The organism is Streptomyces sp. NPDC005962, from assembly GCF_040629205.1.
Taxonomy (GTDB): Bacteria; Actinomycetota; Actinomycetes; order Streptomycetales; family Streptomycetaceae; genus Streptomyces.
Genome location: NZ_JBEXVE010000006.1, coordinates 207,040 through 231,395, shown reverse-complemented (window position 1 = coordinate 231,395; position 24,356 = coordinate 207,040). Strand labels below are relative to the sequence as shown.

Sequence of the window (24,356 nt, the reverse complement as noted above, 5' to 3'; positions counted from 1 at the left end):
CTGTGGAACGGCGTGAATTTAACTGGCTGTAGCGGGCTGATCGCGCTCGTCGGACTCCTTTCATCCGATCGTGTGAGAACGAGCCGGATAGGGGACCCCAAGCGCGCGGTCGTACAGTGGCGGAGGCACCGCCCACTGTTACGAGGTCCGAAAAGGAGCTTGCCGTGACCGCAACGTCCCCGGGGACGACCCCCGCTGCGCAGACGCGACTGCGCTACGTCCATCTGGGGTTCGGGGCGGACGCCGTCGACTACCAGGAGGCGTGGCAGGAGCAGCGCCGGGTGCACGCGGCCCGCTTCGCGGACGAGATCCCGGACACCTGTCTGCTGCTCGAGCACCAGGCCGTCTACACGGCGGGGCGGCGCACGGCCGACAACGAGCGCCCCCTCGACGGCACCCCGGTGGTGGACGTGGACCGCGGCGGCAAGATCACCTGGCATGGCCCCGGCCAGCTGGTCGGCTATCCGATCCTCAAGCTGCCGCGCCCGGTGGACGTCGTCGCGCATGTCCGGCGGCTGGAGGATGCCATGCTCCTGACCTGCGCCGATCTCGGCGTGGAGGCCACTCGCGTGGAGGGCCGCAGCGGGGTGTGGGTGCTGGGCGACCCGGTGGACCAGCGGCCCCCGCTCGGCGGGCTGACGCTGGAGTTCGACCCACGGGTGGAGGACGAGGAGTTCGACCCGCGGCTGAACGGCCCGGAGTACGCCCCGTCCAACGCCGGACAGCGCCGCGAGGACCGCAAGCTGGGCGCGATCGGCGTACGCGTCGCCAAGGGCGTGACCATGCACGGCTTCTCGTTCAACTGCGATCCGGACAACACCTCGTACGACCGGATCGTGCCGTGCGGCATCCGGGACGCGGGAGTGACGTCGCTCTCGGCCGAGCTGGGCCGGGACGTGACGGTCGCCGAGGTGATCCCGGTGATCGAGAAGCATCTGCGGGCGGTCGTGGAGTCCTCCGTCCTGCTGCCCCGCGCCGTATAGGGCCCAGCTGCACAGGGCCCAGGGGAATGCGGCCCCCGAGCTCACGGTTGCCCTGGACGTAAATCCGTACGAATGACGGGCGTACCCTGGTGACCGCCGACGATTCGAAAGCCGCGCCACCCAGACTCGCCAAGCAAAGAGGAGTGCCGGACGTGTCCGCAGTCGCACCCGACGGACGCAAGATGCTGCGTCTGGAGGTCCGGAACAGCCAGACCCCCATCGAGCGCAAGCCCGAATGGATCAAAACCCGGGCGAAGATGGGCCCCGAGTACACCGAGCTGCATGGCCTGGTGAAGCGGGAAGGCCTGCACACGGTGTGCCAGGAGGCGGGCTGTCCGAACATCTTCGAATGCTGGGAGGACCGCGAGGCCACGTTCCTCATCGGCGGCGACCAGTGCACCCGGCGCTGTGACTTCTGCCAGATCGACACCGGCAAGCCGCAGCCGCTGGACCGCGACGAGCCGCGCCGGGTGGCCGAATCCGTACGGACGATGGAGCTGCGGTACGCCACGATCACCGGCGTCGCCCGCGACGACCTGGACGACGGCGGCGCCTGGCTGTACGCCGAGACCGTACGGCAGATCCACTCGCTCATGCCGGACACCGGCGTCGAGCTGCTGATCCCGGACTTCAACGCGGAGCCCGACCAGCTCGCCGAGGTCTTCTCCTCCCGCCCCGAGGTGCTCGCGCACAACGTCGAGACGGTCCCGCGGATCTTCAAGCGCATCCGCCCCGGCTTCCGCTACGAGCGCTCGCTGGAGGTCATCACCAAGGCCCGCGAGGACGGTCTGGTCACCAAGTCCAACCTGATCCTGGGCATGGGCGAGACCCGCGAGGAGGTCAGCCAGGCGCTCCAGGACCTGTACGACGCGGGCTGCGAGCTGATCACCATTACCCAGTACCTGCGCCCCTCCGCCCGGCACCACCCGGTGGAGCGCTGGGTCAAGCCGCACGAGTTCGTGGAGCTGAAGGAGGAGGCGGACGAGATCGGCTACGCCGGTGTCATGTCCGGCCCCCTCGTCCGTTCGTCCTACCGCGCGGGGCGGCTGTACCAGCAGGCCGTCGAGCAGCGGGAGATCGCGGCGCAGGCGGTGTGAAGCCCAACCGACAACCACGGCGACAACGGCGGCGCGAACCCGGGCGGTTCGCGCCGCCGTTCGCTCGCGGACGGGCACATTCGGTCGCGGTATCCGGTCAGTGTGAGCAACACGCTGTGTGAGTACGGGCACACCACCCACTCCGCGTACCTGACAAAACCGCAGGTCACAGCCACCACGAACACCGCATCCAAGGCTTCACCGGTGTTTGACCGACCGGTCACACGCTGGTAACACCATTGAGTAACGATGAAACCACGCACCGCTCATAGTCGCGCGCTTCGTGATAATCCACCGCTCCGCCGCTCCCGAGAGGTCCCCATGCCGGCTGCGCCCGTACGCCCGTCCGTGACCGACGCGCTGCTCGCCCTGGAGGGATTGCTGCTGCGCGGCGGCCAGCGCACAGCCCGGCGTAACGCCTGGACCGCGGTCCTGGAGGACCGCCGCCGCGCCAAAGACCGGACCGAAGCCCAGCATGTAATGGAGGCCGTGTCCACCGGGGCTTCCCAGGCCACGTAAACTTCGCCTTATGGCGCGGAAGGAAACATCCGAGAACCCCGGGCGACTGAAGCAGATCGCCCAGACCTACAAGATGACCAAACGGGTCGACTCGAAGGTCGGCCTTGTGGTCGCCGGCGTGGGGATCATCACCTTCGGTGTCCTCCTCGCCATCGGCTTCCTCATCGGCCATCCCGTCTTCCTGGGCATCCTGGGCTTCGTCCTGGCCTTCCTCGCGATGGCGATCATTTTCGGCCGCCGCGCCGAGCGGGCGGCCTTCGGTCAGATGGAAGGCCAGCCGGGCGCGGCCGCCGCCGTTCTGGACAACGTGGGACGCGGCTGGTCGGTGACCCCGGCGGTGGCGATGAACCGCAACCAGGACGTCGTCCACCGGGCCGTCGGCAAGGCGGGCATCGTGCTCGTCGGCGAGGGCAACCCGAACCGGCTCAAGGGCATGCTGGCCGCCGAGAAGAAGCGCATGGCCCGCATCGTGTCGGACGTCCCGGTCCACGACGTGATCACCGGCTCCGGCGAGGGCCAGGTGGAGATCAAGAAGCTTCGCACCACGCTGCTGAAGCTGCCGCGGGTGCTGCCGGGCGCGCAGGTGACGGTCGTGAACGAGCGGCTGCGGGCGCTGGGCGACCTCATGAGCAACATGCCGATCCCGAAGGGCCCGATGCCCAAGGGCATGCGCATGCCGAAGGGCCGCTGAGCGGCCGTACGCCGAGACTCCACGTGATGAAGGCGGCCCGGGACGACAAGTCCCAGGCCGCCTTTCGTATGCAATCAGCGCCGCGATCAGTACAACGATCAGGTGACGGCTCAGACGCGGATCTGAACGGCCCGGGAGAGCCGGTCGTGCAGCCCGCGGGAGTCGCGGTCGAAGACGACCGCGGGGATGACGAGCAGCAGCAGCACGCTGCGCAGCACGGCCCGCGGCAGGCTGAGCCGCGCCCCGCCCTCGCCGACCACCCGCAGCTTGAGCAGCAGCTTGCCGGGGGTCGCGCCGACGGTGCCCACGGTCAGCAGGCTGAGCACGAGGAAGACGAGCAGCGCCCAGTTCCCCGCGGCCTGCGGATTACGGCCGGACAGGAGCGCGTACGAGACGAGCACGCACAGGGCCCAGTCGATGAAGATCGCCCCGAAGCGGCGTCCGAGCGGTGCGATCGCGCCCGGTCCGCTCTCGGGCAGTCCCAGGCCCTGGCCGCGGTAGCCCAGGTCGACGCCCATCTCCTCGGCGGCCGCGCGGGGGCCGGAAAGCCACGATCCGATTGCTTGCCTCTTGTCCACCCGCCATACGTTACTGCGGCCTCCCGCATACGCCCGTAACCACCCCTGACCCGGTTAACCTGGGTGAAACAAATGGGTCATGCCCGGGAAATCCCGCCTGCTTATCGTCGGCGGCAGCGCGCCATCCACGTGCGACCGCGCGACCGAACGAACCCCCGTCCCCCCGCGGCCGGGCTAGGAGGAGTTGGATGTTCCAGAACGCCGACGACGCTCGGAAGTACATCTCGGACGAGGACGTCAAGTTCGTCGACGTCCGATTCTGTGACCTTCCCGGCGTCATGCAGCACTTCACCGTACCGGCGCAGGCGTTCGACCCGAACGAAGAGCTGGCCTTCGACGGTTCGTCGATCCGCGGCTTCCAGGCGATCCACGAGTCGGACATGGCGCTGCGTGCGGACCTGTCGACGGCCCGTATCGACCCCTTCCGCCGTGACAAGACGCTCAACATCAACTTCTTTATCCACGACCCGATCACGGGCGAGCAGTACAGCCGCGACCCGCGCAACATCGCCAAGAAGGCCGAGGCCTACCTCGCCTCCACCGGCATCGCGGACACCGCGTTCTTCGGCCCCGAGGCCGAGTTCTACGTCTTCGACAGCGTGCGCTTCGAGACCAAGGCGAACGAGGCCTTCTACCACATCGACTCCGAGGCGGGCGCCTGGAACACCGGTGCGCTGGAGGGCAACCGCGGTTACAAGGTCCGCTACAAGGGCGGTTACTTCCCCACCCCGCCGGTCGACCACTTCGCCGACCTGCGCGCCGAGATCAGCCTGGAGCTGGACAAGGCCGGCCTCCAGGTCGAGCGCCAGCACCACGAGGTGGGCACCGCCGGCCAGGCCGAGATCAACTACAAGTACAACACGCTGCTGGCCGCGGCCGACGACCTGATGCTGTTCAAGTACATCGTCAAGAACGTGGCGTGGAAGAACGGCAAGACCGCGACCTTCATGCCGAAGCCGATCTTCGGCGACAACGGCTCGGGCATGCACGTCCACTCGTCGCTGTGGCAGGGCGGCGTCCCGCTCTTCTACGACGAGCAGGGCTACGCGGGCCTCTCGGACACCGCCCGCTACTACATCGGCGGCATCCTCAAGCACGCCCCGTCGCTGCTGGCCTTCACCAACCCGACGGTGAACTCCTACCACCGCCTGGTCCCGGGCTTCGAGGCGCCGGTCAACATGGTGTACTCGCAGCGTAACCGCTCGGCCGCGATGCGTATCCCGATCACGGGCTCCAACCCGAAGGCCAAGCGCGTCGAGTTCCGCGCCCCGGACTCCTCCGGCAACCCGTACCTGGCCTTCGCCGCGCTCCTGCTCGCGGGCCTGGACGGCATCAAGAACAAGATCGAGCCGCCGGAGCCGATCGACAAGGACCTCTACGAGCTCGCCCCCGAGGAGCACGCGGGCGTCCCCCAGGTCCCGACCTCCCTCCCGGCCGTCCTCGACGCCCTCGAGGCCGACCACGAGTTCCTCCTCCAGGGCGGTGTCTTCACCTCCGACCTGATCGAGACGTGGATCGAGTACAAGCGCACCAACGAGATCGCTCCGCTGCAGCTGCGCCCGCACCCGCACGAGTTCGAGCTCTACTTCGACGTCTAAAGATCAGGGTCGGGCGACCTGAGCGAAGGCTCCAGGAACAGGCTGTGACTTGCGAAAACTCTTCTCAGTAGTTCTCGCTGTTACCGCTGGCTCTCCACCCCCTTGTGCACCGAGTGTGCACCGCCCGAACGATTCACTGACTTGATGCCAGAGACGCCAGCGAGGGCCGCTACCTCATAGCCGAGGTAGCGGCCCTCGCTGCTGTCCAGGCTCAGTGTGCGGCGGCAGCCTTCTTTGCGTCCTCGCAACGGGGCGTACCGGTGAGTCGCGAGTGACGCTTGCTCGGCAGCCGATTGGCCTCACATGAGATCAAACTGATCAACCGCCTCAGCCCGGAGCTACAGCACAACGCCTCAATTGACGATCCGAATGTCGTTGGCGAGCCGTGGCCCTACGCGCTGCAGTGTGTAATCGCCACGGTGATCATTCGCCTGGACACGACCCGGAAGGGGTCATCGAAGCGCGCGAAGCGAACCGGCGCATGATGAGGGAAGTCGCCGAGCCGCTAAGGAGTTCCGGTCGGAGAGGGCAGCGCGGGCAGCCCAAGGCTCCTCTCGACTCAGTGCAGTACAGACAGCGAGCCAGCTCTGACGGCCTGACATCAGCAGCCCCCAGCAGCAGCCAATAGTTGCGAACATGAAGGCAGCAGGCGGTGGCGGATTGCCCCACCGATACACGTGACACAAAAGAGCTAAGCGTTGTCCCGTAAATGATCTACGGCATGCCGGTTGACCAGCGCCACTGCCCCTCATCCAGCCAGCGCGAGGTTGTGCAGGCGGGCGATGCCGAGCATGGCGTGGTGAACGCCGTCGCCTTTCAGACGGCAGTCGCGGAGGATCTTCCAGATCTTCATACGGGCGAAGGCGTGCTCAACGCGGGCGCGGACCTTGCGGTGCGAGCGGTTGTGCTCCTCTTTCCAGTCCGGGAGTTCGGCCTGGCCGCGTTCGCGGCGGTGCGGGATGACCAGGCCGGTGCCGCGGTAGCCGCCGTCCGCGATCACCGTGGTCCTGCCTACGGCGTTCTTCGCACCGGACAGTTCCCACGCCTTGCAGTCGTTGCGATTGCCGGGCAGCGGCCGGCCGACGGCGACGACGAGCCGGGAGTCGGCGTCGATGACGACCTGGTGGTTGGTGGAGTACCGGTAGTTCTTCGACTGCTCGGCGATGGTGTGGTCGCGGGTGGGGACCAGTGTGCCGTCCACGATCAGCACGGTGTCCTTGCGGAACCGTCTGCGGGGCTGGAGCGCGACCGACGGGCCGAGGTGGTTGACGATCCGGTCGGCCGCAGACTTCGACACCCCGAACAACGGAGCCAGTTGGCGCAGGGTGAGATTCGTGCGCCAATACGCGGCGACCAGCAGGACCCGGTCCTCCAACGACAGGCTCCACGGCCGGCCCTTGCGGACCGGGTCGGCACCCTCGCGCCGCAGCGCGGTGACCAACTTGCCGAACTGCCGAGGGCTCAGCCCGGTGAACGGGGCTATCCAGGAGGGCTCCGACGCCGTGATCACACCAGTCACGGCAAGATCATCTCACCCCTGACCAGCCATTACGGGACAGCGCTTAGATCAACTTTCTTCGCTCCTCTAGAAAATCGTCGAGCACCTCTTGGTTAAGAGTGATTTTAAGCGTTAGGCTAACGTTAATTGACGCAGCCTCACTAGTCGCATAACGTGCACCCAATGCATCGACCTCAAAGAAGTATTGCTGGATGAATGTTCTCACCTCACGGACTGGAGTGTCCGCAATGAGCGCGGCCATTTCGATTAGACGGGCCGCTTTATGAGGTGCAACAATTCCCCTGATGGCCATTGCCCAGTCCATGTAATCCTCATAGACTCCGACTAGGTCGCTCGCCATACGCTTGATAGCTTCAGGGTTGGCCTGATCTGCCGATTTCTCGAACACCCTGTCTTGCAAATCAGGACTCAGACACTCGTCGATTCGGTGGGTAATCCTTTGGAGCTTTTCTAGAGAGTTGTCGACATAGTGACAGAGTTGCGCAATGCTCATGCGCCGGGAACTAGATGAGCGACCCGCTTCATACAGCACCCACTTTTCACTGAGAGACTCCACCCCGAGCCACAATGAGGATGCATACAGCAGGTAATCCCATTTAAGTGGTTTAGTGAGGATCAAATTCTCGCGTTCCACCAACGCCCTAGGAACGCGGGGAACTTCTACCACGTCGTCGTCGACAAATGCCCCTAAGCTGAGAGGGTTTGGGGTAAAATCAAGGTGTCGGGTAGAAAGAATCTGGGCTTGCCTGTAATCTCGAACCCCATGATCGCGAGCGGCGTTCCTGGCCAAAGCCATCACGTCCGCATTCTCGGTGATCTGCTGTTGTGGAATTGGATTTCCACTTGCTCGCAGTGCAGACTGAAGCCGCTTATAGATTGAATTTAGAGTCAGGAGACTCTCCGCCCCCGAGATGCCCTCCCGTAGGACCCGCAGAAGCTCACCGGTGAAGACCGTGAAGCGGTCACCTGGATGAGCCTTTGCGACCGAATGTCCTGGCGAGGCGGCTAGCACGTAAGTGCCAGCCACCTGAACCTGACTAAAAAAAACGGAATCTGATTCGGACTCGGACAGCGCGCCAGAAATCGCCCGCCCCGAGTAACAGCAATCCAGGATTACGACTCGATTCCTAGCATTGCTTTCCATGCAAGCATCCCGGATATGCGAATAGTCCACTCCAGTAAATGGGAGCTTCAAACCCGGCGAAGTGTTAACCGTGGATAGAAATAGCTCATGTCGAGCATAATTAAGGAGTCCGTGCCCAGCATAGTAAATCAGTAGAAGATCTTCCGCTTGCTCTGCCGCAGTAGTGAGAATTTCTCCGAAACTAGACTGATCTTCGGGGCCTAGCAGAGAAGTGCAGTTTTCCGGGGCGATGATTCCAGCAGATCTGTCCGTGAAGGTTTCAAAGAGTGCCAATACATTGTTCTTGATCGCGGGGACATCGGGGAGGTCCGTCGAGTTGTATCGAGATACGCCGATCAGGACGATGCGGGATTTTTCGCTGTCCGGGAGCCTCATTCGGTTGCCTCTTGGTCAATCTCAAGCGCCCTACCGAGCAGTTCGTTCACTTCTTGCGGCGTAGCGCGCTTGGCATCAATTTCCACGGTCGTTCCGCTGGGACCCGTGACCTTCAATGTGATGTCGGATTTCCTCGGCTGCTGGAGCCATGCACTCAAGGAAGTTGCGAGAACCGAAATCACGCCACCGCCACCAATGGCCACTGCGAGTAGTTCAACCGCCGCCCCTAAATCGTCTTCAGCGAGGGTACCGGAGAGTCTCGTCTTCCTCTGGAAGTTTGAATCCAGTCGTAGCCAAGATTCCAGAGATTCAAGGTGCTTCCGTTCGTTAGCACTGGCAGTGCGGATATGGGCTTCAACGGGCCATTCAACGATCAAGGGTTCACCTATCGTTCCAGTGAGTAAATTGCTCAAATTGGCGGGACAACTGGTCAATAGTGCGAGCGATGTCAATGCTCGTATGCCCAGGCTCTCCCCGTCTGCCGGTATTCCTCCACCGCGATCGGTTCGACACCGGCCTTCATGCGAGCGGTGTAGAGGAGCCCGTCGAGGTGATCGATTTCGTGGTGGATCAGGCGGGCGAGGCCGCGTTCGTACACGGTGGTGACGGTCTCGCCGGTCAGGGCCGCGGTCTCGACGGTGACCTTCAGAGGGCGGGGGACGAGGCCGCGGACGTCGAAGAAGCTCAGGCAGCCTTCGTACTGGTCGTCCGTCTCTTTGGAGCGGGCGGTGATGCGGGGGTTGAGCAGGATGATGGCGGGGGCGTCGCCGGGCGGTTGGACGACGGCGGCGGCGCGGGCGATGCCGATTTGCGGGGCGGCGATGCCCATGCCCTTGGCGAAAGGGTGGACCTGGCCGATCCGTTCCATGGCGGCGAACAGTTCGTCGGTGATGCGCTCGGCCTCATCGCGCTCGGCGGGCAGATCGAAGGGTCGGGCCGGTTCGGTGAGGATGCCAGCGCCCTGTTGGACGACGCCGAGGTCTCGCATCTGTTGGCTGGGCCGGACGTCCATCAGCGGAACTCCCCTTGTTCTGAGTCGGGTTCGGGCCGTGCCCGGAACCGCCACTCCAGACGGTATCGAGCATGCAATGCGGGTGTGGCCGTGATCCAGGTGAATTGCCGTAGCTCGCCTTGGTCGCTGCGGACGGGAGGAGTGCGCAGCGGGGCGGCTTCGGCCGTCATCGAGGTTTCGGTGCCCCACACGACGGGGTCGAGGGCGGCGGGGAAGGCGAGTTGGACTTCGAGCTGTTCGGTGGGCAGGCGGACGGCTCGCTGGAACCAGTTGCCCCACTTGTCGTCGCCGACGGTGTAGGCGTACTCGATCCACACGGACTCGCCCGGGTATAGCGGGAAGCGGCCGTGTTCGTTGTTGAACAGCAGCCAGACTTCCTTGAAGGCGTCGCGGTCGTGCTTGGCCTGCCAGCGCATCTCCTCGCCTCGACAGGTGGCGGTGAGGTCGAGTTCGTCCCAGGTCAACGGACGGGCCCGGTAGTGCGCATTGGACCGCTCGGGGTCGCCGGGGTAGCGGTCGACGGAGATGCGGATCAGGTAGCGGGTCACCGGATCGGTGCCGGTGTTCCGCAGCAGCCTGCGCATGGTGAGCCGGTAGGCGCGGCCGTCGTACTGGAGGTGGGCCGCGTCATGTTCGACGACAAGGGCGGAGCCGGTCGCGTACGGCTGCTCAGCCAGGAGTGGGGTGAGTGGAGCCGCGGGAGGCCGCATGGTTCGCGTTCGGGCCCGCTCGTAGTCGCCCCAGCGGCGCCAGATCGACTTTCCCGCGTTCAGGACCTCGTCGGCGAGCCGGGCGAATTCCTCACTGGGTTTGTGGCGGCCGGACTCCATGTGGCTGACGTAGGACGGGTCGAAGCCCATGGCCTGGGCCAATGCCCGCTTGGACATGCCACGCACTTCCCGCCAACGCGCCAGCTCGGCCGCAAAGCCCTCGGCCGCCTGGTCGGTGGTGATCTCTTTGCCGTGCGCGTCCATCGATGGGCAGCCCCCGTGTCATGGTCAGTGAGCATGAATGAACCGTGAGTGATCTCAGTTCATCATCCCGTCACGGTACGCGTCGCCGTTTTCCTTCCCTTACCGCCCTGGATCGACCCGTCCGGGGCAGATGTGAGGAGGCGACGTTCGATGCGCGTGCTGTACCTGTTGAACATCTCCAACCCGGACCGGCTGTCCGCCGACTCCGGGTGGATCTTTGCGGACCTGATCGCCCCGGCACTGGCGGACGCCGGGGCGGAAGTGACCGTGGTATCCCCAGCCCCGGTGGGGGATGCCCGCTGCGGCTTCCACCGGACGAAGGTGCCGGGGACCAAGTACAGGGCCCGTTTCTCCGCAGACATCGACGAGCTGGTGGCGTTGATCCGGGCAGAGAAGCCGGACGTCGTGGTGGCCAACCAGATCGAGGAAGCTCCGGCGATCCGCACTGCTCTGCTGGAGGCTGGATCGGACGCGCTGCTGGCCGGGTACTGCCACTACCTGCCATTCTCCTTCGCCAGCGGCGGCCAGCTCCTGCTCGACCCCTCCCTGAACGACGCGGGGCTCGGACGCCCGGTCCTGCTCGCGTTCGCCGCCGGGCTGGCCGCATGCGACCGGGTGATGGTCCACTCCTCCACGGCCGCCTCCTGGACCTCGGCCGCAGCCGCCCGTATGACCGTCGACCTCGGCGAGAAGCTGCGGGTCGTACCCGCTCCACGGGACGAGCGCCTGGTCCGCGACCCCGCCACCATCGAACCCGCCTCCTCCGAGGAGGCGATCGGTGTCTACAACCACCGGCTGTACGCGCACTACGGCACGAAGCAATTCGTGGACCTCGCCCGTGACCTGGTCGTCTCCGGTCTCGTCCGGCTACGAGTGATGGACCTGTTCGGCAAGCGACGGGTCGAGCGCACGGGCCTGAACGACAGCCCCGAGAAGATGCGCGAAAAGCTCGCCGCGCTGCCGCACGTCCAGATCGTCTCCGACCAGGGCGACCGCCTTCGCTACAAGGCCCTGCTGGCCGGCGCCCGCTTCGGCATCGCCCCGTTCCGGCCCGGCTGCCCCTGGTCGATGAGCGTGATCGACTGCCAGGGCATGGGCATGCCGGTCATCTCACCGCGCCTGGGCTGGCTCGCCGAGCACATCGACCCCGAGCTGTGCTTCACCACCCCGGCCGAGGCTGTCGCCCTGGCCGAACGGCTCTCCACGGACGACGAGTTCCACGCCGTGCACGCCAAGCGCGCCCACGCATCCACCGCCGACTTCGCCCCTTCCCTGGTCGCCGCCCGCTACCTGGAGGCCCTGTCGTGAGCGGCTACGACGCGGTCTTCCTGTCGTACGACGAACCGATGGCCGACGCCCTGCACTCCCGCCTTCAGCGGACGCTCGGCGGCACGGTGAAGCGCCTGCACGGGGTGCACGGGATGCGCCGGGCCTACCGGCTGTGCGCCGAGATCGTCGACCGCGAGCAGTTCTTCCTCGCCGACGGCGACTTCGCCATCGACACGAGCTTCGACCCGGCCGTCGTCGAACCGATCGATGAGGAGGTGTCCATGCGGGTGTGGCGGGCTGCCAATCCGGTCAACGGCCTGGCCTACGGCTACGGCGGGCTGAAGCTGATCCGTCGCAGCGCCCTGCGCGGGATGGGCGCGGCCGTTGACGTGCTCGCGGCCCTGCCTGGCCGTGTCGAGTTCGCCGACCAGACCGCCGGGGTCACGCGCTTCAATCAGAGCCCCTTCCACGCCTGGAAGGCCGGATTCCGCGAGTGCGCGATGCTGGAACGCGGCAGCGAGTACGGCATGGCGGACAGCGACGCCCACCAGCGGGTTCACGCATGGACGAACAGTCACAGCGGTGAGTTCGCCGCCTATGCTGCCGCCGGGTCCCGGGAGGGTGTCGCCTTCGCCCGCGAAGCCGCCCGCGCCCCGCAGTGGTTCGACCATCTCAACGACCCTGCCTGGCTGCGGGAGAGATTTACCGCGGCCCACGGGGACCAGGCGGTCTCGGGATGACCGGCCCCCTCGTGCTCATCGAACCGTACGCGAACCGCATGGGCGGGCATCACCAGCACACGCTGGCGGCCCTCGCCCAGGCCCGCCCCTGCAGCCTGGTCATCGCCCCGCACGGGATTGCCCGTGAGGCGCGAGGTGCCCTGCGCGAGGCGGGTGCCCGGCTGGTGACGGCACCGGCCGGGCTCCCGGCGGCTTGCCTGCTGGCCGCCGCCCGACTGGCGGCCGGGCTCTCCACCACTGGACTGCGCGTGTTCCGGTCGCGCCGCTGGCCCCGCCACCTGCGCAGATTGCCGCACCAGATCACCCTCGTCGCCCGCTGCCTGACCGAGGCGTCCGCGCTGCGGACCGCTCGCCGCCTGGAGTCCGGCGCCGACGCGGTGGTGATCCTCACCGCGAGCGAGGCCCTGCACGGGGTCGCAGCTCTCCTGGGCGGTCAGCCGCACCTGCGGTTCGTCCACGAGCGGGTCACCACGGAGGACGCCGTCGTGCGGCTGCTCAGTCGGCTCGCGTGCCGGGGCGAACAACAGGTGATCGCGGTGTGTCCGACCCAGGCTGTCGCCGATCAGGTCACCGCTGCCTTCACCCAACTGCCCGCGGTGGTGGGCGCCTTCGCGGTGGACGACGGCCGCCGTCTGACCGCTGCTGAACGCGATGGCGGCCGGGCCGCGTTCGACATTCCTGCCGCGGAGGCCGTGGTGTGCCTGGTCGGTGGCTGGTGGCCCTACAAGGACATCGCCACCGTCGACGCCGCCCTCGCCCGGCTGAAGGAACCCCTGCACCTGGTGATCACGAGCTCCCCGCTCGACGAAGCCGTCCTTCAGCGGTGGCGGTCCCTGCCCGGCCTGAGCGTGCACACCGTTCCCGGCCCGGTAAGCGAAGCCGTACTGCGGCTCGTGTACGCCGCCGCCGACGCCACCCTCGTCAGCCGACACCCCGGGACCAGCAAGGAATCCGGGCTGGTGATGGATGCCGCCCGGCTCGGCGTTTCCCTGATCATCTCCGACCACGACCCGGTCCTCACCGCCCGCCTTCACGGCCAGCCATGGGCCCTGACGTTTCCCGTCGGCGATCCGGCCACCCTCGCCGATGTCCTGCACGCGGTCATCCGCCGACCGCCCTCGTACCCCTGCTCCGACGCCCCTGGCCTGCTGGGGATGCGATCGGCCGCCGAGCAGGCCGCCTTCCTCACCTACACCTTCGCCGGACTGCGCACGAGGAGTCCTGAATGCTGACCACGCCTCCCGCGCTGATCGCCGTCGTCGGCCCCATCGAGCCGTCCTTGCTGGTTGCCTGGGTCCGCCACTACCGGTGGTTGGGCGTCGAGCGATTCCTGATCGCCTTCCACTTCCCCGACCACGTCCCCGGCGTGTGGCGGCACGAGCTCCAAGCCGCCGTCCGAAAACTGGGCATCATCCCCACCGGCACCAGCACCGGACCATGGCACGAGCACACCAACACCCAGCTCCGAGATGCCCTGCGCCACCGGGCCGGACCCGGCTGGCACCTGATCGCCGACGCCGACGAGTTCCAGCAGTACCCCGCTCCGCTGGGCGAGGTGATCGCCCGAGCCGAGAAGTCCGGGCACCATGTGGTCGGCGGGCTGATGCTCGACCGCGTCGCCGCGAGTGGATGCCTGACCGACTGGCGGCCGGACGGCGGACTCGACGTCGCCTATCCCTTGGGTGGCCACCTCACCCACCGACTCCTGCACGGCGACCCTCGCAAGATCGCTCTCGCTCGCCACGACGTAGCCGTCTCCTCCGGCAACCACCGGGCTCCCGGCCACCGGCCGGACCCCGACCGCATCTGCGCGGTCCACCACTTCAAATGGCGCTCGGGCATCCTGGACGACCTGCGCCGCCGGGTCCGGCACTTCACCTCCGGCACCTGGCAGGAGCACACCCCGGCCGTCCGCGACGAGGCCGGCCGCCTGCTGACCCACATCGACCGGCACGGCGGCGTGATCAACACCAGCGACCCGCGGTTCGCCTTCCGGCGGGTGAGCCTGGACCGGATGCCCTTCAGCTGGCCCGCCGAGGCCCACGGCATCTCCACCACCTGGCGGCCGCACCCGCGCACCGCTCAGAATCCGCGACAATGACCACGCTCACGCACGCCCGTCGTGAAAGGGATGGCCACGTGCCCCTCGCCGTTCTGCTGGCCGGTCTGACCGGCTCCGGGAAGACCACCGCCGCCCAAGCCCTCACGGGCCACGGCTTCATCCGGCTGTCCGTCGACGAGGAGGTCCACCGCCTCCACGGCCGATACGGCGTGGACTACCCCGAACACACCTACTTCGAGCGTCAACGGCCGATCGTCGCGGCGATCCGGAAACAGTTCACCAAAGAGCTCCAAGCCGGGAACGACGTCGTCCTGGACCACGGGCTGTGGCGCCGAGCCGAGCGCGACGACTGGCAGCAGGCCGCTCGCGACGCGGGCGGACACCCTCTCGTCGTCTACCTCCCCACCGACCGCGAAGAGCTCCTGCGGCGCCTCGCCCAACGCAACCAGCGCGAGGACGCCAACGCCCTCGCCGTCACGCCCGAAGCCCTCGACGACTTCTTCGCCCGCTTTGATCCCCCGGCCGAGGACGAGGAAGTGATCACCTACACCGGAGACCTCGACGAACTCCTGGCAGCCCTGGCTGCCGCCAGCGACCCGAAAGCCTGAGCACGACCCGCCGGTGCGTGTCGCTACCGGTCTGGAAGGCTCAGGGCCCACGACGAGTGACCGAGCCCCGCCACTGCCCCCTCGGGCGGTGGCGGGGCTCAGTCATGGTCGGCCGGGCGTGGGCGCGGCCTAGGGGGCGGGGTTCACCGTTTGGGTGTCGGTGCCGGAGGACGGCAGGAAGCTGGCGTCGCCGGTGTAGATGGCGACCACCGGGTGGGTGCCGACGCCCAGGGTGGTGAGCATCAGGGTCGCCACACCGGCCGTCACGGGCTGAGTAAACGAGCCGCCGCCCGAGCCGCCGATGACGAAGGTCATCGTCCCGCTCGGGGAGCCCGAGCCGGGTGCGACCGGCGTGACGGTGGCCGTGAACGTCACCGACTGTCCGAGGGTCGACGGGTCCGGGCTGGACACCACCGATGTCGTCGTCGCGGCCTGGGTGACCACGATGACGGTGGCGCCGGTGGAGGCGAGGAAGTTGGTGTCGCCGCCGTAGACGGCGATGACGGGGTGGACGCCGACGCTCAGCCCGCTGGCGGTGACCGAGGTCGTGCCGCCCGACAGCGTCCCCGTCAGGGTGGGGCCGCCGGTGATGGTGAAGGTGACGGTACCGGTGGGGGTTCCGGTGCCGAGCGGGATGACGGTGGCGGTGAGTGTGACCGACTGCCCGGATGTCGCCGGGTTCGGCGTTGCCGTCACGAGGGTGATGGTGGGGGTAGCCATGATGGGCCCTCCAAGTGAGGTGAGGTGGTGGGCCGTTGGTCGCCAGGCCGACGCCTTGATCAGGGCGCGGCGGCGCATCGGGTGCCAGGGGGTGCACGCTTACGGCGATCGACGCCGGGGCCTGCCCGCGTCACCGTCCCCCGGCGGATGTGGAACCCACCGGTCTGTAGCACCAGTAGGCGCGCGGGTGGCGGCACAACGCCAGGTACCCGAGGGTGAATTGCCCTGAATGGCGCAGCGCTCAGCGGCTCGCGCCGTGTGCGCCGCGGGTACCGTCGAGCGCGGGTTTCCCGGCCGGTGCGCGCGGCGCGGGCGCTGTGCGGGCGTGGTGCGTGTTCGCCTCGGGGCGCGCCTGGGTGGCAGGGGTGGACGGGGTCCACGCTGCCGGTGTTCGTGAGGTGGTGTCCGTGGGGGTGGTCTCGGGCGGAGGCGGTGCCCACGATCGTGTGGACCTCCGTCGTACGCCCTGCGGCGCACCCGGCTTTGCGGCAAGGTGACGGCACCGACGTGCTGGACCGCATCGTCAGGGGGATGATCCGTGGCAGCGTCGCAGACCGCCGGGCAACCGGCAGAGCAATCGGCAGAGCAATCGGACAGGGCCGGTGAGGAGTTACGGTTCCGGCCGCCTACCCCCGTGGCGCTGGAGACGATCACCACCCGGGCCATGGCCCGCAGACTGCCGCAACTGGTACGGCGCGCCCTGGGGTTGGCGTGGCGGGTGGACCGCGCGGCGGTCATGACGCTGCTGCTGTGCCAGGCGCTCGCGGGGTTCTTCGAGGCGTTCGGGCTGCTGGCGACGACCGGCACCATCACGGCGCTCATCTCGTCCGGGCATATCGGCGAGCGGCTGCGGGAGGCGCTGCCGTCGATCGCGGTGCTGGCCGGGGCGGCGGGGCTGCGGGCGCTGCTCGGCATCGCGGTGTCGAACATCTCCAGCAGGCTGTCGCCGCGGATCTCGCGGGAGGCCGAGACGCAGATGCTGGACGCGGCGATCAACGCGGAGCTGGCGGCGTACGACAACCCCGGGTTCAACGACAAGTGGGACGCGGCGGACCGGGGCGCCGAGGTCGCGCAGGATCTGATCGTCGAGTCGCAGCAGCTGATGGCATGTCTGTCCTCGCTGGTCGCGGCGGCCGGGGTGGTGACGGTGCTGCATCCGGCGCTGCTGCCGCTGTTGCTGCTGGCCGCGCTGCCGCAGGGGATCGCGGGGATGAAGAGCGCGCGGGTGCAGTACGAGACGAGCCGGGCGATGAGCGCGGACCGGCGCACGCTCGGGCTGCTGCGCTATTACATGGTCGACAAGGACATCGCCGACCAGCTGCGTTCGGGCACCATGGCGTCATTCCTCCTGGAGCGGTACCGGGCGATCGGCGCGCGGGTGGACGCCGCGACGGACAAGGCGGTGCACCGGGGCGCCCGGTACGCGGTGGCGGGGGCGCTGGCCGGGGGGTTCGCGTCGGGGCTGGTGTGGGCGTCGCTGGCGCTGCTGCTGGGGTCGGGGCAGATGTCGGTGGCCTCGGCGGGAACGGCGGTGTTCGCGCTGCGGACGGTGGGCACGTCGCTGCACGGGATGGTCGGGTACGGGACGCGGCTGTTCCGTACGGGGCTGTACCTGGACGACTGGGCGGAGTTCATCGAGGAGGCGGGCGGGCACCGGATGCGGCGCGGCAGCCGGGTGCCGGACGTACCAGAGGTGATCCGCGCCGAGGGGCTGACGTACGCCTACCCGGAGTCCGAGGCTCCGGCGCTCGCCGAGGTGAGCCTGGAGGTGCGGCGCGGCGAAGTGCTGGCGCTGGTCGGGGAGAACGGCTCCGGCAAGACCACCCTGAGCAAGCTGCTGACCGGGCTGTACCTGCCCACCGGGGGCGCGGTGACCTGGGACGGCACGAGCACCGCGGAGCTGGAGCCGCAGGCGATGTGGCGGCAGACCGCCGTCGTGCCGCAGGATTACGCGCACTGGCCGCTGTCCGCGCGCGACAACATCACCCTCGGGCAGCCGCACGGCGGGGACGAGACGGTCCGGACGGCGGCGGTCCGTTCCGGGGCGCACGAGGTGGTCGACGGGCTGCGCAGCGGGCTGGACACGCTGCTGGCCCGGCAGTGGTGGGGCGGGGTGGAGCTGTCCGGCGGGCAGTGGCAGCGGATCGCGCTGGCCCGCGCGTTCCACCGGCCCGCCGGGCTGCTGGTGATGGACGAGCCCACCAGCGCCCTGGACGCGCGCGCCGAGCACCGGATCTTCGCCGGGCTGCGGCGGATGGCGCGGGACCGCGCGGTCGTCCTGGTCACTCACCGGCTGGCGAACGTGGCGGTGGCCGACCGCATCGTGGTGCTGGACCGCGGCCGGGTGATCCAGCAGGGCACGTTCGAGGAGCTGACCCGGTCGCCGGGCCTCTTCCGGGAGTTGTGGGAGCTGCAGAACGACCGTGGGGTACCGGCCCCGCGCGCCCCGCGCGGTGAAACCCTGTGACCGCTCAGGCGACGCGGGCGCGGGAGGCGGCTATCTCCGCGTACGCCTGCTCACGGCCCTCCCAGTGCGACCCCTCGACGGACTTGCCGGGTTCGAGGTCCTTGTAGACGTCGAAGAAGTGGGTGATCTCCATGCGGTCGAACTCGGGCACGTCGTCGATGTCCTGGACGTCCACATAGCGCGGATCGTGGGCGGGCACGCACAAGATCTTCTCGTCCGGCCCCTTCTCGTCGCGCATGCAGTACATGCCGATGGCCCGGCACAGGATCACACAGCCGGGGAAGGTGGGCTCGCCGACGGTGACCAGGGCGTCGAGCGGGTCACCGTCGCGGCCGAGGGTGTGGTCGATATAGCCGTAGTCGGCCGGGTACTTCGTGGCGGTGAACAGCATCCGGTCCAGCCGGATGCGCCCGGCCTCATGGTCCATCTCGTACTTGTTGCGGGACCCCTCGGGGATCTCCACGACGACGTCGAATTCGGCGGCGGACTCCATCGCGACCTCCGGTTACCGGTGGGCGTGTTTCCAGTGTGCGCCGTGCGAGCCTCTCACGCACCGCGTACGAGGGCGCCGATCTCGGCCTCGAAGAGCGCCCCCGGATCGAAGCCCATTCCGGCGAACTGGCCCTGCACTTCAAGGCTGATCACCCCGTGCAGCCGGGTCCAGGTGGCCAGGGCGCGGGTCTTCAGCTCGCCGTCCGGCTCCGGGCCGGGGGCCCAGGGGCCCACGCCCTCCAGCTTTCGCGCCAGTTCGGCTTCGAGCGGGGTCGGGGCGGTGGTGCGATCCAGGGTGGCGCAGGCGTCGAAGATCGTGCGCATGAGGGAGGCGACGATCTCGGTGGTCTCGGGGGGCGCCTGGTAACCGGGCACCGGAGTGCCGTAGATGAGCAGATAGCGGTCGGGCTGCCGCTTGGCCCAGTCGCGGAAGGCGTGGGCGAGCACGCGGAAGCGGTCGGCGGGGGCGGCGGCCTCGACGGCCTCGGCGGACACCGTGGCCAGATCGCGGTACGCGTCGGTGATCAACTCGGTCAGCAGCTCGTCCCGGCCCGCGAAGTAGCGGTAGAGCGCGGGGCCGGTCATGCCCATGGCCTTCGCGATCGCGTTCACCGAGATTCCCGCCGTGCCCGACTCGGCGAGCTGGGTCAGGGCCACGGCCTTGGCCTCCTCCCGCGTCTGCTGCCGGTAGCGCTCTCGCCGTGCTGTGGCCATGGGCGCGCCCTTCCCTTCTCGTGCGACTGGTGTGCGGACCTCGGACGGAACTCGTGCGGCCCTCGTGCCGACCTCGAACGGGCCTCGGACCGGAAAAACGGGGCTTGACACATCGAGGGTAACAGGTTCATTGTTTCGTTAGAAGTTCTCACGATCGATAGAAGACCTCACGAGAGACGAGGGCGCCGCCATGCCGCTCACCGAAGTGCTCACCGAAGTCGTCCTGCCCGGCCCGGTGGACCCGGAAGGGCTTCAGCTCCGCTCCGGCCCGGTGCCCGAACCCGGCCCCGGCCAGGCCCTGGTGGCCGTCGAGGCGTCCGGGGTCTCCTTCGCCGAGCAGCAGATGCGCCGCGGCAAGTACTACGACCAGCCGCCGTTCCCCTTCGTGCCCGGGTACGACCTGGTGGGCACGGTCGCCGCGACGGGCGAGGGCGTCGACCCGGGGCTGCGCGGCCACCGGTTCGCCGTGCTGACCAAGGTCGGCGGCTGGGCCAGCCATGTGCTGGCCGACGCGGGCGATCTCGTCGCCGTGCCGGACGGAGTGGGCGCGGCCGAGGCCGAGACGGTGGTGGTCAACGGGATCACGGCCTGGCAGATGCTGCACCGGGTGGCCGGGGCCCGCGCCGGAATGACCGTGCTGGTCCACGGGGCCAACGGCGGGGTGGGCTCCACCCTGGTCCAGCTCGCCCGCAGTGCCGGTATCGCGGTCATCGGCACCGCCTCGCCCCGCCATCACGACGCGGTGCGGGCGCTGGGCGCCACCCCCGTCGACTACCGCGACCCGGATCTGGCCGCGCGGGTGCGCGAGCTGGCGCCCGGCGGGGTGGACGCGGTGTTCGACCACGTCGGCGGCGACGGCATCGTGGACTCGTTCCGGCTGCTGGCCCGGGGCGGCACACTCGTCTCGTACGGCACGGCGGCCACCCGCGACGTGCCCGGCTCGTCCCGGGCGCCCGTCCTCAAGCTGCTCGCCCGGCTCGCGCTGTGGAACCTGCTGCCCAACGGCCGGAAGGCGCACTTCTACAACCTGTGGGCGGGCAGGCGGCGGCGCGCCGCCTACCAGGCGCGGATGCGTGAGGATCTGGGCCAGGTCCTCACGCTGCTCGCGAGCGGTGAGTTCACCGCCCAGGTGGCCGCGCGCATCCCGCTCGCCGAGGCCGCGCGGGCGCTGCGGCTGGCGGAGTCCGGCACGGTCACCGGCAAGGTCGTCCTCGTGACCGGCGACGCTTCAGTGACCGACAAGGGCTCAGCGACCGGCAAGGGCTCAGTGACCGGCAACGCCTCATGAACACCGGCCTCCCGGCCCTCCTCGCCGTGATAATTTTCGTATACGAGTGGTATGCGAGGAGGCATGGGCCCAGTGCAGTCCGGACGAGAAAAGGCGTACGCGTTCCTCAAGGAGACCGTGCTGACCGATCCCGACATGCAGGGCAGGTTCCTCACCGAGCAGGAGATCGCCAATCGGATCGGCATCTCCCGGACACCCATCCGCGAGGCGCTGCTGCTGCTCGCGGCCGAGGATCTGGTCCAGTTGGTGCCCAAGCGGGGTGCGCATATCGCACCGCTGTCCGGCCGGGAGATCACCGAGCTGATGGAGCTGCGCGGGATCGTCGAGCGCCATGCCGCGGAGCAGGCCATCGAGCAGCGGACGGTACCGGTCGAGAAGTTGACGGAGCTGCTGGAGCGGCAGCGCGGGCTCAGCGGGCCCGAGCACGCCAAGGAATTCATCGCCGTGGACCACCTCTTCCACGCGACCATGGTCGCCGCGGTGGGCAACGAACTTCTCAACCGGCACTACGACGGGCTGCGCAGCCGCCAGATCCGGGCCGGGGTGGTGGCGCTGTACAACCGGATCGGCCGCCAGGAGGCGGTGCTCGCCGAGCATCAGGCGATCCTGGACGCGGTGGCCTCCGGCGACCCGGAGGCGGCGCGCACCGCGATCAGCGGTCACCTGGAGTCGACGCTGAAGGTGCTGCTCGCGGGGTGAGCCGCTCCCCGGGACCGCGCCGGTCCCGGAGCGCCGAGGCCCGGGCCCGGGCAGCCGCAAACCCGGGCAGCGGCAGACCCGAGCAGCCGCGGACCCGAGCAGCCGCAAACCCGGGCCGCCTCGGACCCGGGCTACCGCAGACCTGGCCCCGGGCCATCTCAGACCCGGGCCGCCTCAGGCCTCGGCCGGGGGCTCGGGATCGGCCCCCGGGTAGGTGATCACCAGCATCGTCACGCCGCCATCGGAGGTCCACGGTCCGTGGGGCATGCCCGGCGGACGGCATGCGTAGTCCCCCCGCGAGAAGGTCCGCCCCAGCGTCAGGTCGTGCATATCGCCCTCGATCAGATAGACCTCCTCCCAGAAGTCATGACGGACGACGCCGGACCGCGAGGTGTCCGTGCCCGGCTCCCACCGGACGAGCGCCGTGCGATGCGCACCGCTCCCGTCCGCGGCGAGGGTCTGCTCCCGGACACCCGGGGCCGCCCCCTCGGGCGCCTGCCAGGCGCCCGAAGGACGGTGGAATTCGAGCTCAGGCTTCTCCCGCCCACTCATGCGCGGGTGCCCAGCTTGCGGTTGGCCAGGACGGACACCGTGCGCCGCACCGCCGCGACCTCCTCGGTGTCGACGTCCGCCACCACCAGTCCCGGGCCCGCCTCCAGCCGCTCCCGTACGGTGCCGTCGGGGCCGACCAGGGCGCTGTACCCGATACCGGTGGGGGCGCTCGTCGAGGGGGCTTCGGAGCCGCCCGCCGCCGGGTCGGCCTGGCCCACGGCGGCCAGCCATACGGTGGCGTCCAGCGCCCGCGCCCGGGTCAGCAGTTCCCACTGCTCACGCTTGCCGGGGCCCGCGCCCCAGGAGGCCGGAAGCAGCGACAGCACCGCGCCCGCGTCGGCGTGCGCCCGGAACAGCTCCGGGAACCGTACGTCGTAGCAGGTGGCGAGGCCGATCCGGACACCGTCCAGGTCGAAGGTGACCACCTCCGAGCCGGGGGCCACGGTCTTGGACTCCGCGAAACCGAAGGCGTCATACAGATGGATCTTGTCGTAGGCGGCCTCGACCCCGGGGCCGGTGGCCAGCAGGGTGTTGGTGACCCGCCCGTCGGGGGCCGGGGTGAACATGCCCGCCACGACCACCAGTCCGGCGTCCCGCGCGATCCGCCGGACCTCGGTGGCCCAGGGGCCGTCCAGCGGTTCGGCGAGCGGTCCCAGCCGGGTGCCGAAGCACGCCATGGCGGCTTCCGGGAAGACGACGATCCGGGCGCCGTCCGCCGCCGCGCGCAGGGCCTGCTCGCGCAGCGTGACGAGGTTCGCCTTCGGGTCCGGGCCGCTGGTGATCTGGCTCAGTGCGATGCGCATGGGGTGTGTTGCCTTCCCTGGTTGGCGCGGTGGGTGATCTGGCGATGATGCCCCGGGAGGAGCCGGGCCGCCCGTCCCGGGGGTGGTGCGTCAGCCGATCGCGGCGGACGAGTGGTGCTGTGCGGCCACGCCGTCCGGCTCCTCGTCCTGTGCGTGCGCCGCGTCCCGGCCCAGCCACAGCCCGACGACCGTGACCACCGCCGTGAGCGCGATGTAGAGCGCCAGCGGCAGCCAGGCCCGATACGTACCGAGCAGCGTCGTGAACAGCAGCGGCGCGATCGCCCCGCCGACGACCCCGGCGAGGGTGTACGCGAGAGAGGAGCCCGTGTAGCGCAGCCGCGGCGAGAACTGCTCGGCGATGAAGGCCGCCTGCGGTCCGTACATCAGCGAATGGATCACCAGCGCGACGACCACGCCCAGGGTGAGCAGCGCCCAGCTGCCGCCCGCGACCAGCGGGAAGAAGACGAAGGGCCAGACGCCCGCGGCGACGGCGGAGACACCGTACAGCCAGCGCCGGTTGACGCGGTCGGAGAGCGCCCCGGCCAGCGGGATCAGGAAGATCTGGAGGGAGGAGCCGATGAGGACAGCGGCCAGCGCGGAGCCGCGCGACATGCCCAGTTCCCCGGTGGCGTAGGTGAGCACGAAGACGGTGAACATCGCGTACAGCACATCGGGGGCGATCCGGCAGAGGATCGCCGCGGTCAGCGCCCGGGGCTGGGAGGTGAACACCTCGCGCACCGGCGCCTCGGGGCGGTCCTGCGAGGCCTCCATGGCCTTGAAGACCGGGGTCTCCTCCAGCTTGGCGCGAATCCACAGCCCGAACACCACCAGGACACCGGAGAGGAGGAATGCCACCCGCCAGCCCCAGGAGAGGAACTGGTCCTCCGTCAGCGTGGCGCCCAGCCCCGCGAGCACTCCGTTGGCGAGCAGGTTGCCCGCCGGTGGCCCGACCTGGGCGGCCGAGGCGTAGAAGCCGCGCCGCCGTGGATCGCCGTACTCGCTGGACAGCAGCACCGCACCGCCCCACTCGCCGCCCACGCCCACGCCCTGGGCGAAGCGCAGCAGCACCAGGGCGGCGGGGGCCGCGACGCCGACCGTGGCGTAGGTGGGCAGCAGCCCGATCAGCAGGGTCGCGGCGCCGATGAGGACCAGGGTCGCGATGAGCACCTTCTTCCGGCCGATGACGTCTCCGAGGCGGCCGAAGACGAATCCGCCCAGCGGGCGGGAGATATAGCCGACGGCGTAGGTGGAGAACGCCAGGAGGGTGCCGGTGAACGGGTCCTTGGAGGGGAAGAAGAGGTCGCCGAAGACCAGCGCCGCGGCGGCGGAGTAGACGGCGAAGTCGTACCACTCCAGGGCGGTTCCGCTCAGGCTGGCGATGAAGGCGCGGCGGACCGCGGGCCCGTCGGCCCGGGGCGCCGGTGCGCTGGTGGAGGTGGGCTGCATGGTCCG

At 68.8% G+C, this 24,356-nt stretch carries 25 protein-coding genes; 13 read left to right on the top strand and 12 right to left on the bottom strand.

The window, feature by feature from the left end; translation table 11 throughout:
* The first annotated feature begins 164 nt into the window (after window positions 1-164).
* The 4 genes from lipB (at window position 165) to ABZ370_RS13085 (ending at window position 3,290) form a co-directional block, all read left to right on the top strand.
* A complete protein-coding gene (gene lipB / locus ABZ370_RS13100; protein WP_358619676.1) occupies window positions 165-983 on the top strand; it encodes a lipoyl(octanoyl) transferase LipB in 819 nt (272 codons plus the stop codon).
* A 152-nt stretch (window positions 984-1,135) separates the two neighbouring features.
* Window positions 1,136-2,080, top strand: a complete 945-nt coding sequence (gene lipA, locus ABZ370_RS13095; protein WP_358619675.1) for a lipoyl synthase — start codon at window positions 1,136-1,138, stop codon at window positions 2,078-2,080.
* 321 nt (window positions 2,081-2,401) lie between these two features.
* Window positions 2,402-2,599: a hypothetical protein gene (locus ABZ370_RS13090; protein WP_358619673.1), complete on the top strand. Its 198-nt coding sequence runs from the start codon at window positions 2,402-2,404 to the stop codon at window positions 2,597-2,599.
* A gap of 10 nt (window positions 2,600-2,609) precedes the next feature.
* The gene (locus ABZ370_RS13085; RefSeq protein WP_358619672.1) at window positions 2,610-3,290 is read left to right on the top strand and encodes a DUF4191 domain-containing protein; all 681 of its coding nucleotides are present in this window, start codon (window positions 2,610-2,612) and stop codon (window positions 3,288-3,290) included.
* A gap of 110 nt (window positions 3,291-3,400) precedes the next feature.
* On the opposite strand, the gene ABZ370_RS13080 is transcribed toward ABZ370_RS13085, so the two are convergent.
* Window positions 3,401-3,868, bottom strand: a complete 468-nt coding sequence (locus tag ABZ370_RS13080; protein WP_358619671.1) for an RDD family protein — start codon at window positions 3,866-3,868, stop codon at window positions 3,401-3,403.
* Window positions 3,869-4,056: 188 nt separating this feature from the next.
* On the opposite strand from ABZ370_RS13080, the gene glnA reads away from it, so the two are divergent.
* A complete protein-coding gene (glnA, locus tag ABZ370_RS13075) occupies window positions 4,057-5,466 on the top strand; it encodes a type I glutamate--ammonia ligase (protein ID WP_358619670.1) in 1,410 nt (469 codons plus the stop codon).
* A 748-nt stretch (window positions 5,467-6,214) separates the two neighbouring features.
* Here glnA and ABZ370_RS13070 read toward each other — a convergent pair.
* The 5 genes from ABZ370_RS13070 to ABZ370_RS13050 form a co-directional block, all read right to left on the bottom strand.
* The gene (locus ABZ370_RS13070; RefSeq protein WP_358619669.1) at window positions 6,215-6,985 is read right to left on the bottom strand and encodes a transposase; all 771 of its coding nucleotides are present in this window, start codon (window positions 6,983-6,985) and stop codon (window positions 6,215-6,217) included.
* A 43-nt stretch (window positions 6,986-7,028) separates the two neighbouring features.
* Window positions 7,029-8,504: a caspase family protein gene (locus tag ABZ370_RS13065; protein ID WP_358619667.1), complete on the bottom strand. Its 1,476-nt coding sequence runs from the start codon at window positions 8,502-8,504 to the stop codon at window positions 7,029-7,031.
* Window positions 8,501-8,881 carry a hypothetical protein gene (locus tag ABZ370_RS13060; RefSeq protein WP_358619665.1) on the bottom strand — a complete coding sequence of 127 codons (381 nt, stop codon included), beginning with the start codon at window positions 8,879-8,881 and terminating at the stop codon, window positions 8,501-8,503. Before ABZ370_RS13060 ends, ABZ370_RS13065 begins: the two co-directional genes overlap by 4 nt.
* Window positions 8,882-8,952: 71 nt before the next feature.
* Complete coding sequence (locus ABZ370_RS13055; RefSeq protein ID WP_358619663.1) at window positions 8,953-9,516, bottom strand: peptide deformylase; 564 nt, start codon at window positions 9,514-9,516, stop codon at window positions 8,953-8,955.
* Complete coding sequence (locus ABZ370_RS13050) at window positions 9,516-10,490, bottom strand: helix-turn-helix transcriptional regulator (protein WP_358619661.1); 975 nt, start codon at window positions 10,488-10,490, stop codon at window positions 9,516-9,518. Before ABZ370_RS13050 ends, ABZ370_RS13055 begins: the two co-directional genes overlap by 1 nt.
* 150 nt (window positions 10,491-10,640) lie before the next feature.
* Between ABZ370_RS13050 and ABZ370_RS13045 the strand changes: the two genes are divergently transcribed.
* From ABZ370_RS13045 to ABZ370_RS13025, 5 genes are read left to right on the top strand one after another with little or no spacing between them, the layout of a single operon-like run.
* Window positions 10,641-11,798, top strand: coding sequence for a glycosyltransferase (locus ABZ370_RS13045; protein ID WP_358619659.1), 1,158 nt, complete (start codon window positions 10,641-10,643; stop codon window positions 11,796-11,798).
* Entirely contained in the window at window positions 11,795-12,499 is a 705-nt protein-coding gene (locus tag ABZ370_RS13040; RefSeq protein WP_358619658.1) for a hypothetical protein, read from the top strand. Before ABZ370_RS13045 ends, ABZ370_RS13040 begins: the two co-directional genes overlap by 4 nt.
* Complete coding sequence (locus tag ABZ370_RS13035; protein ID WP_358619656.1) at window positions 12,496-13,731, top strand: glycosyltransferase; 1,236 nt, start codon at window positions 12,496-12,498, stop codon at window positions 13,729-13,731. The genes ABZ370_RS13040 and ABZ370_RS13035 overlap by 4 nt, the downstream gene beginning before the upstream one ends.
* The gene (locus tag ABZ370_RS13030; RefSeq protein ID WP_358619655.1) at window positions 13,725-14,600 is read left to right on the top strand and encodes a glycosyltransferase family 2 protein; all 876 of its coding nucleotides are present in this window, start codon (window positions 13,725-13,727) and stop codon (window positions 14,598-14,600) included. Before ABZ370_RS13035 ends, ABZ370_RS13030 begins: the two co-directional genes overlap by 7 nt.
* A gap of 38 nt (window positions 14,601-14,638) precedes the next feature.
* Entirely contained in the window at window positions 14,639-15,169 is a 531-nt protein-coding gene (locus tag ABZ370_RS13025; protein ID WP_358619653.1) for an ATP-binding protein, read from the top strand.
* 129 nt (window positions 15,170-15,298) lie between these two features.
* On the opposite strand, the gene ABZ370_RS13020 is transcribed toward ABZ370_RS13025, so the two are convergent.
* The gene (locus tag ABZ370_RS13020; protein WP_358619652.1) at window positions 15,299-15,889 is read right to left on the bottom strand and encodes an Ig-like domain-containing protein; all 591 of its coding nucleotides are present in this window, start codon (window positions 15,887-15,889) and stop codon (window positions 15,299-15,301) included.
* A gap of 664 nt (window positions 15,890-16,553) precedes the next feature.
* Here ABZ370_RS13020 and ABZ370_RS13015 point away from each other — a divergent pair.
* The gene (locus tag ABZ370_RS13015; RefSeq protein WP_358619874.1) at window positions 16,554-18,356 is read left to right on the top strand and encodes an ABC transporter ATP-binding protein; all 1,803 of its coding nucleotides are present in this window, start codon (window positions 16,554-16,556) and stop codon (window positions 18,354-18,356) included.
* 4 nt (window positions 18,357-18,360) lie between these two features.
* Here the strand turns inward: ABZ370_RS13015 and ABZ370_RS13010 are convergent, their stop codons facing one another.
* Together ABZ370_RS13010 and ABZ370_RS13005 are read right to left on the bottom strand one after the other, a co-directional pair.
* Window positions 18,361-18,849, bottom strand: a complete 489-nt coding sequence (locus ABZ370_RS13010) for an inorganic diphosphatase (RefSeq protein WP_358619650.1) — start codon at window positions 18,847-18,849, stop codon at window positions 18,361-18,363.
* 53 nt (window positions 18,850-18,902) lie between these two features.
* The gene (locus tag ABZ370_RS13005) at window positions 18,903-19,562 is read right to left on the bottom strand and encodes a TetR/AcrR family transcriptional regulator (protein ID WP_358619648.1); all 660 of its coding nucleotides are present in this window, start codon (window positions 19,560-19,562) and stop codon (window positions 18,903-18,905) included.
* A 190-nt stretch (window positions 19,563-19,752) separates the two neighbouring features.
* Between ABZ370_RS13005 and ABZ370_RS13000 the strand changes: the two genes are divergently transcribed.
* Window positions 19,753-20,850 carry a medium chain dehydrogenase/reductase family protein gene (locus ABZ370_RS13000; protein ID WP_358619646.1) on the top strand — a complete coding sequence of 366 codons (1,098 nt, stop codon included), beginning with the start codon at window positions 19,753-19,755 and terminating at the stop codon, window positions 20,848-20,850.
* Between the two features lie 72 nt (window positions 20,851-20,922).
* Window positions 20,923-21,549, top strand: a complete 627-nt coding sequence (locus ABZ370_RS12995; RefSeq protein ID WP_358619872.1) for a GntR family transcriptional regulator — start codon at window positions 20,923-20,925, stop codon at window positions 21,547-21,549.
* Between the two features lie 174 nt (window positions 21,550-21,723).
* On the opposite strand, the gene ABZ370_RS12990 is transcribed toward ABZ370_RS12995, so the two are convergent.
* The 3 genes from ABZ370_RS12990 to ABZ370_RS12980 form a co-directional block, all read right to left on the bottom strand.
* Window positions 21,724-22,101: a cupin domain-containing protein gene (locus ABZ370_RS12990; RefSeq protein WP_358619645.1), complete on the bottom strand. Its 378-nt coding sequence runs from the start codon at window positions 22,099-22,101 to the stop codon at window positions 21,724-21,726.
* Window positions 22,098-22,904, bottom strand: coding sequence for a carbon-nitrogen hydrolase family protein (locus ABZ370_RS12985; RefSeq protein WP_358619643.1), 807 nt, complete (start codon window positions 22,902-22,904; stop codon window positions 22,098-22,100). The genes ABZ370_RS12990 and ABZ370_RS12985 overlap by 4 nt, the downstream gene beginning before the upstream one ends.
* 90 nt (window positions 22,905-22,994) lie before the next feature.
* Entirely contained in the window at window positions 22,995-24,350 is a 1,356-nt protein-coding gene (locus tag ABZ370_RS12980; protein ID WP_358619641.1) for an MFS transporter, read from the bottom strand.
* Between the last annotated feature and the right edge of the window lie 6 nt (window positions 24,351-24,356).

Coding starts and splice junctions, on each gene's coding strand:
- ABZ370_RS13090 (WP_358619673.1), top strand. CDS start 2,402: ATGCCGGCTGCGCCCGTACGCCCGTCCGTGACCGACGCGCTGCTCGCC.
- ABZ370_RS13085 (WP_358619672.1), top strand. CDS start 2,610: ATGGCGCGGAAGGAAACATCCGAGAACCCCGGGCGACTGAAGCAGATC.
- glnA (WP_358619670.1), top strand. CDS start 4,057: ATGTTCCAGAACGCCGACGACGCTCGGAAGTACATCTCGGACGAGGAC.
- ABZ370_RS13065 (WP_358619667.1), bottom strand. CDS start 8,504: ATGAGGCTCCCGGACAGCGAAAAATCCCGCATCGTCCTGATCGGCGTA.
- ABZ370_RS13055 (WP_358619663.1), bottom strand. CDS start 9,516: ATGGACGTCCGGCCCAGCCAACAGATGCGAGACCTCGGCGTCGTCCAA.
- ABZ370_RS13050 (WP_358619661.1), bottom strand. CDS start 10,490: ATGGACGCGCACGGCAAAGAGATCACCACCGACCAGGCGGCCGAGGGC.
- ABZ370_RS13045 (WP_358619659.1), top strand. CDS start 10,641: ATGCGCGTGCTGTACCTGTTGAACATCTCCAACCCGGACCGGCTGTCC.
- ABZ370_RS13035 (WP_358619656.1), top strand. CDS start 12,496: ATGACCGGCCCCCTCGTGCTCATCGAACCGTACGCGAACCGCATGGGC.
- ABZ370_RS13030 (WP_358619655.1), top strand. CDS start 13,725: ATGCTGACCACGCCTCCCGCGCTGATCGCCGTCGTCGGCCCCATCGAG.
- ABZ370_RS13020 (WP_358619652.1), bottom strand. CDS start 15,889: ATGGCTACCCCCACCATCACCCTCGTGACGGCAACGCCGAACCCGGCG.
- ABZ370_RS13015 (WP_358619874.1), top strand. CDS start 16,554: ATGGCCCGCAGACTGCCGCAACTGGTACGGCGCGCCCTGGGGTTGGCG.
- ABZ370_RS13010 (WP_358619650.1), bottom strand. CDS start 18,849: ATGGAGTCCGCCGCCGAATTCGACGTCGTCGTGGAGATCCCCGAGGGG.
- ABZ370_RS13005 (WP_358619648.1), bottom strand. CDS start 19,562: ATGGCCACAGCACGGCGAGAGCGCTACCGGCAGCAGACGCGGGAGGAG.
- ABZ370_RS13000 (WP_358619646.1), top strand. CDS start 19,753: ATGCCGCTCACCGAAGTGCTCACCGAAGTCGTCCTGCCCGGCCCGGTG.
- ABZ370_RS12990 (WP_358619645.1), bottom strand. CDS start 22,101: ATGAGTGGGCGGGAGAAGCCTGAGCTCGAATTCCACCGTCCTTCGGGC.
- ABZ370_RS12985 (WP_358619643.1), bottom strand. CDS start 22,904: ATGCGCATCGCACTGAGCCAGATCACCAGCGGCCCGGACCCGAAGGCG.
- ABZ370_RS12980 (WP_358619641.1), bottom strand. CDS start 24,350: ATGCAGCCCACCTCCACCAGCGCACCGGCGCCCCGGGCCGACGGGCCC.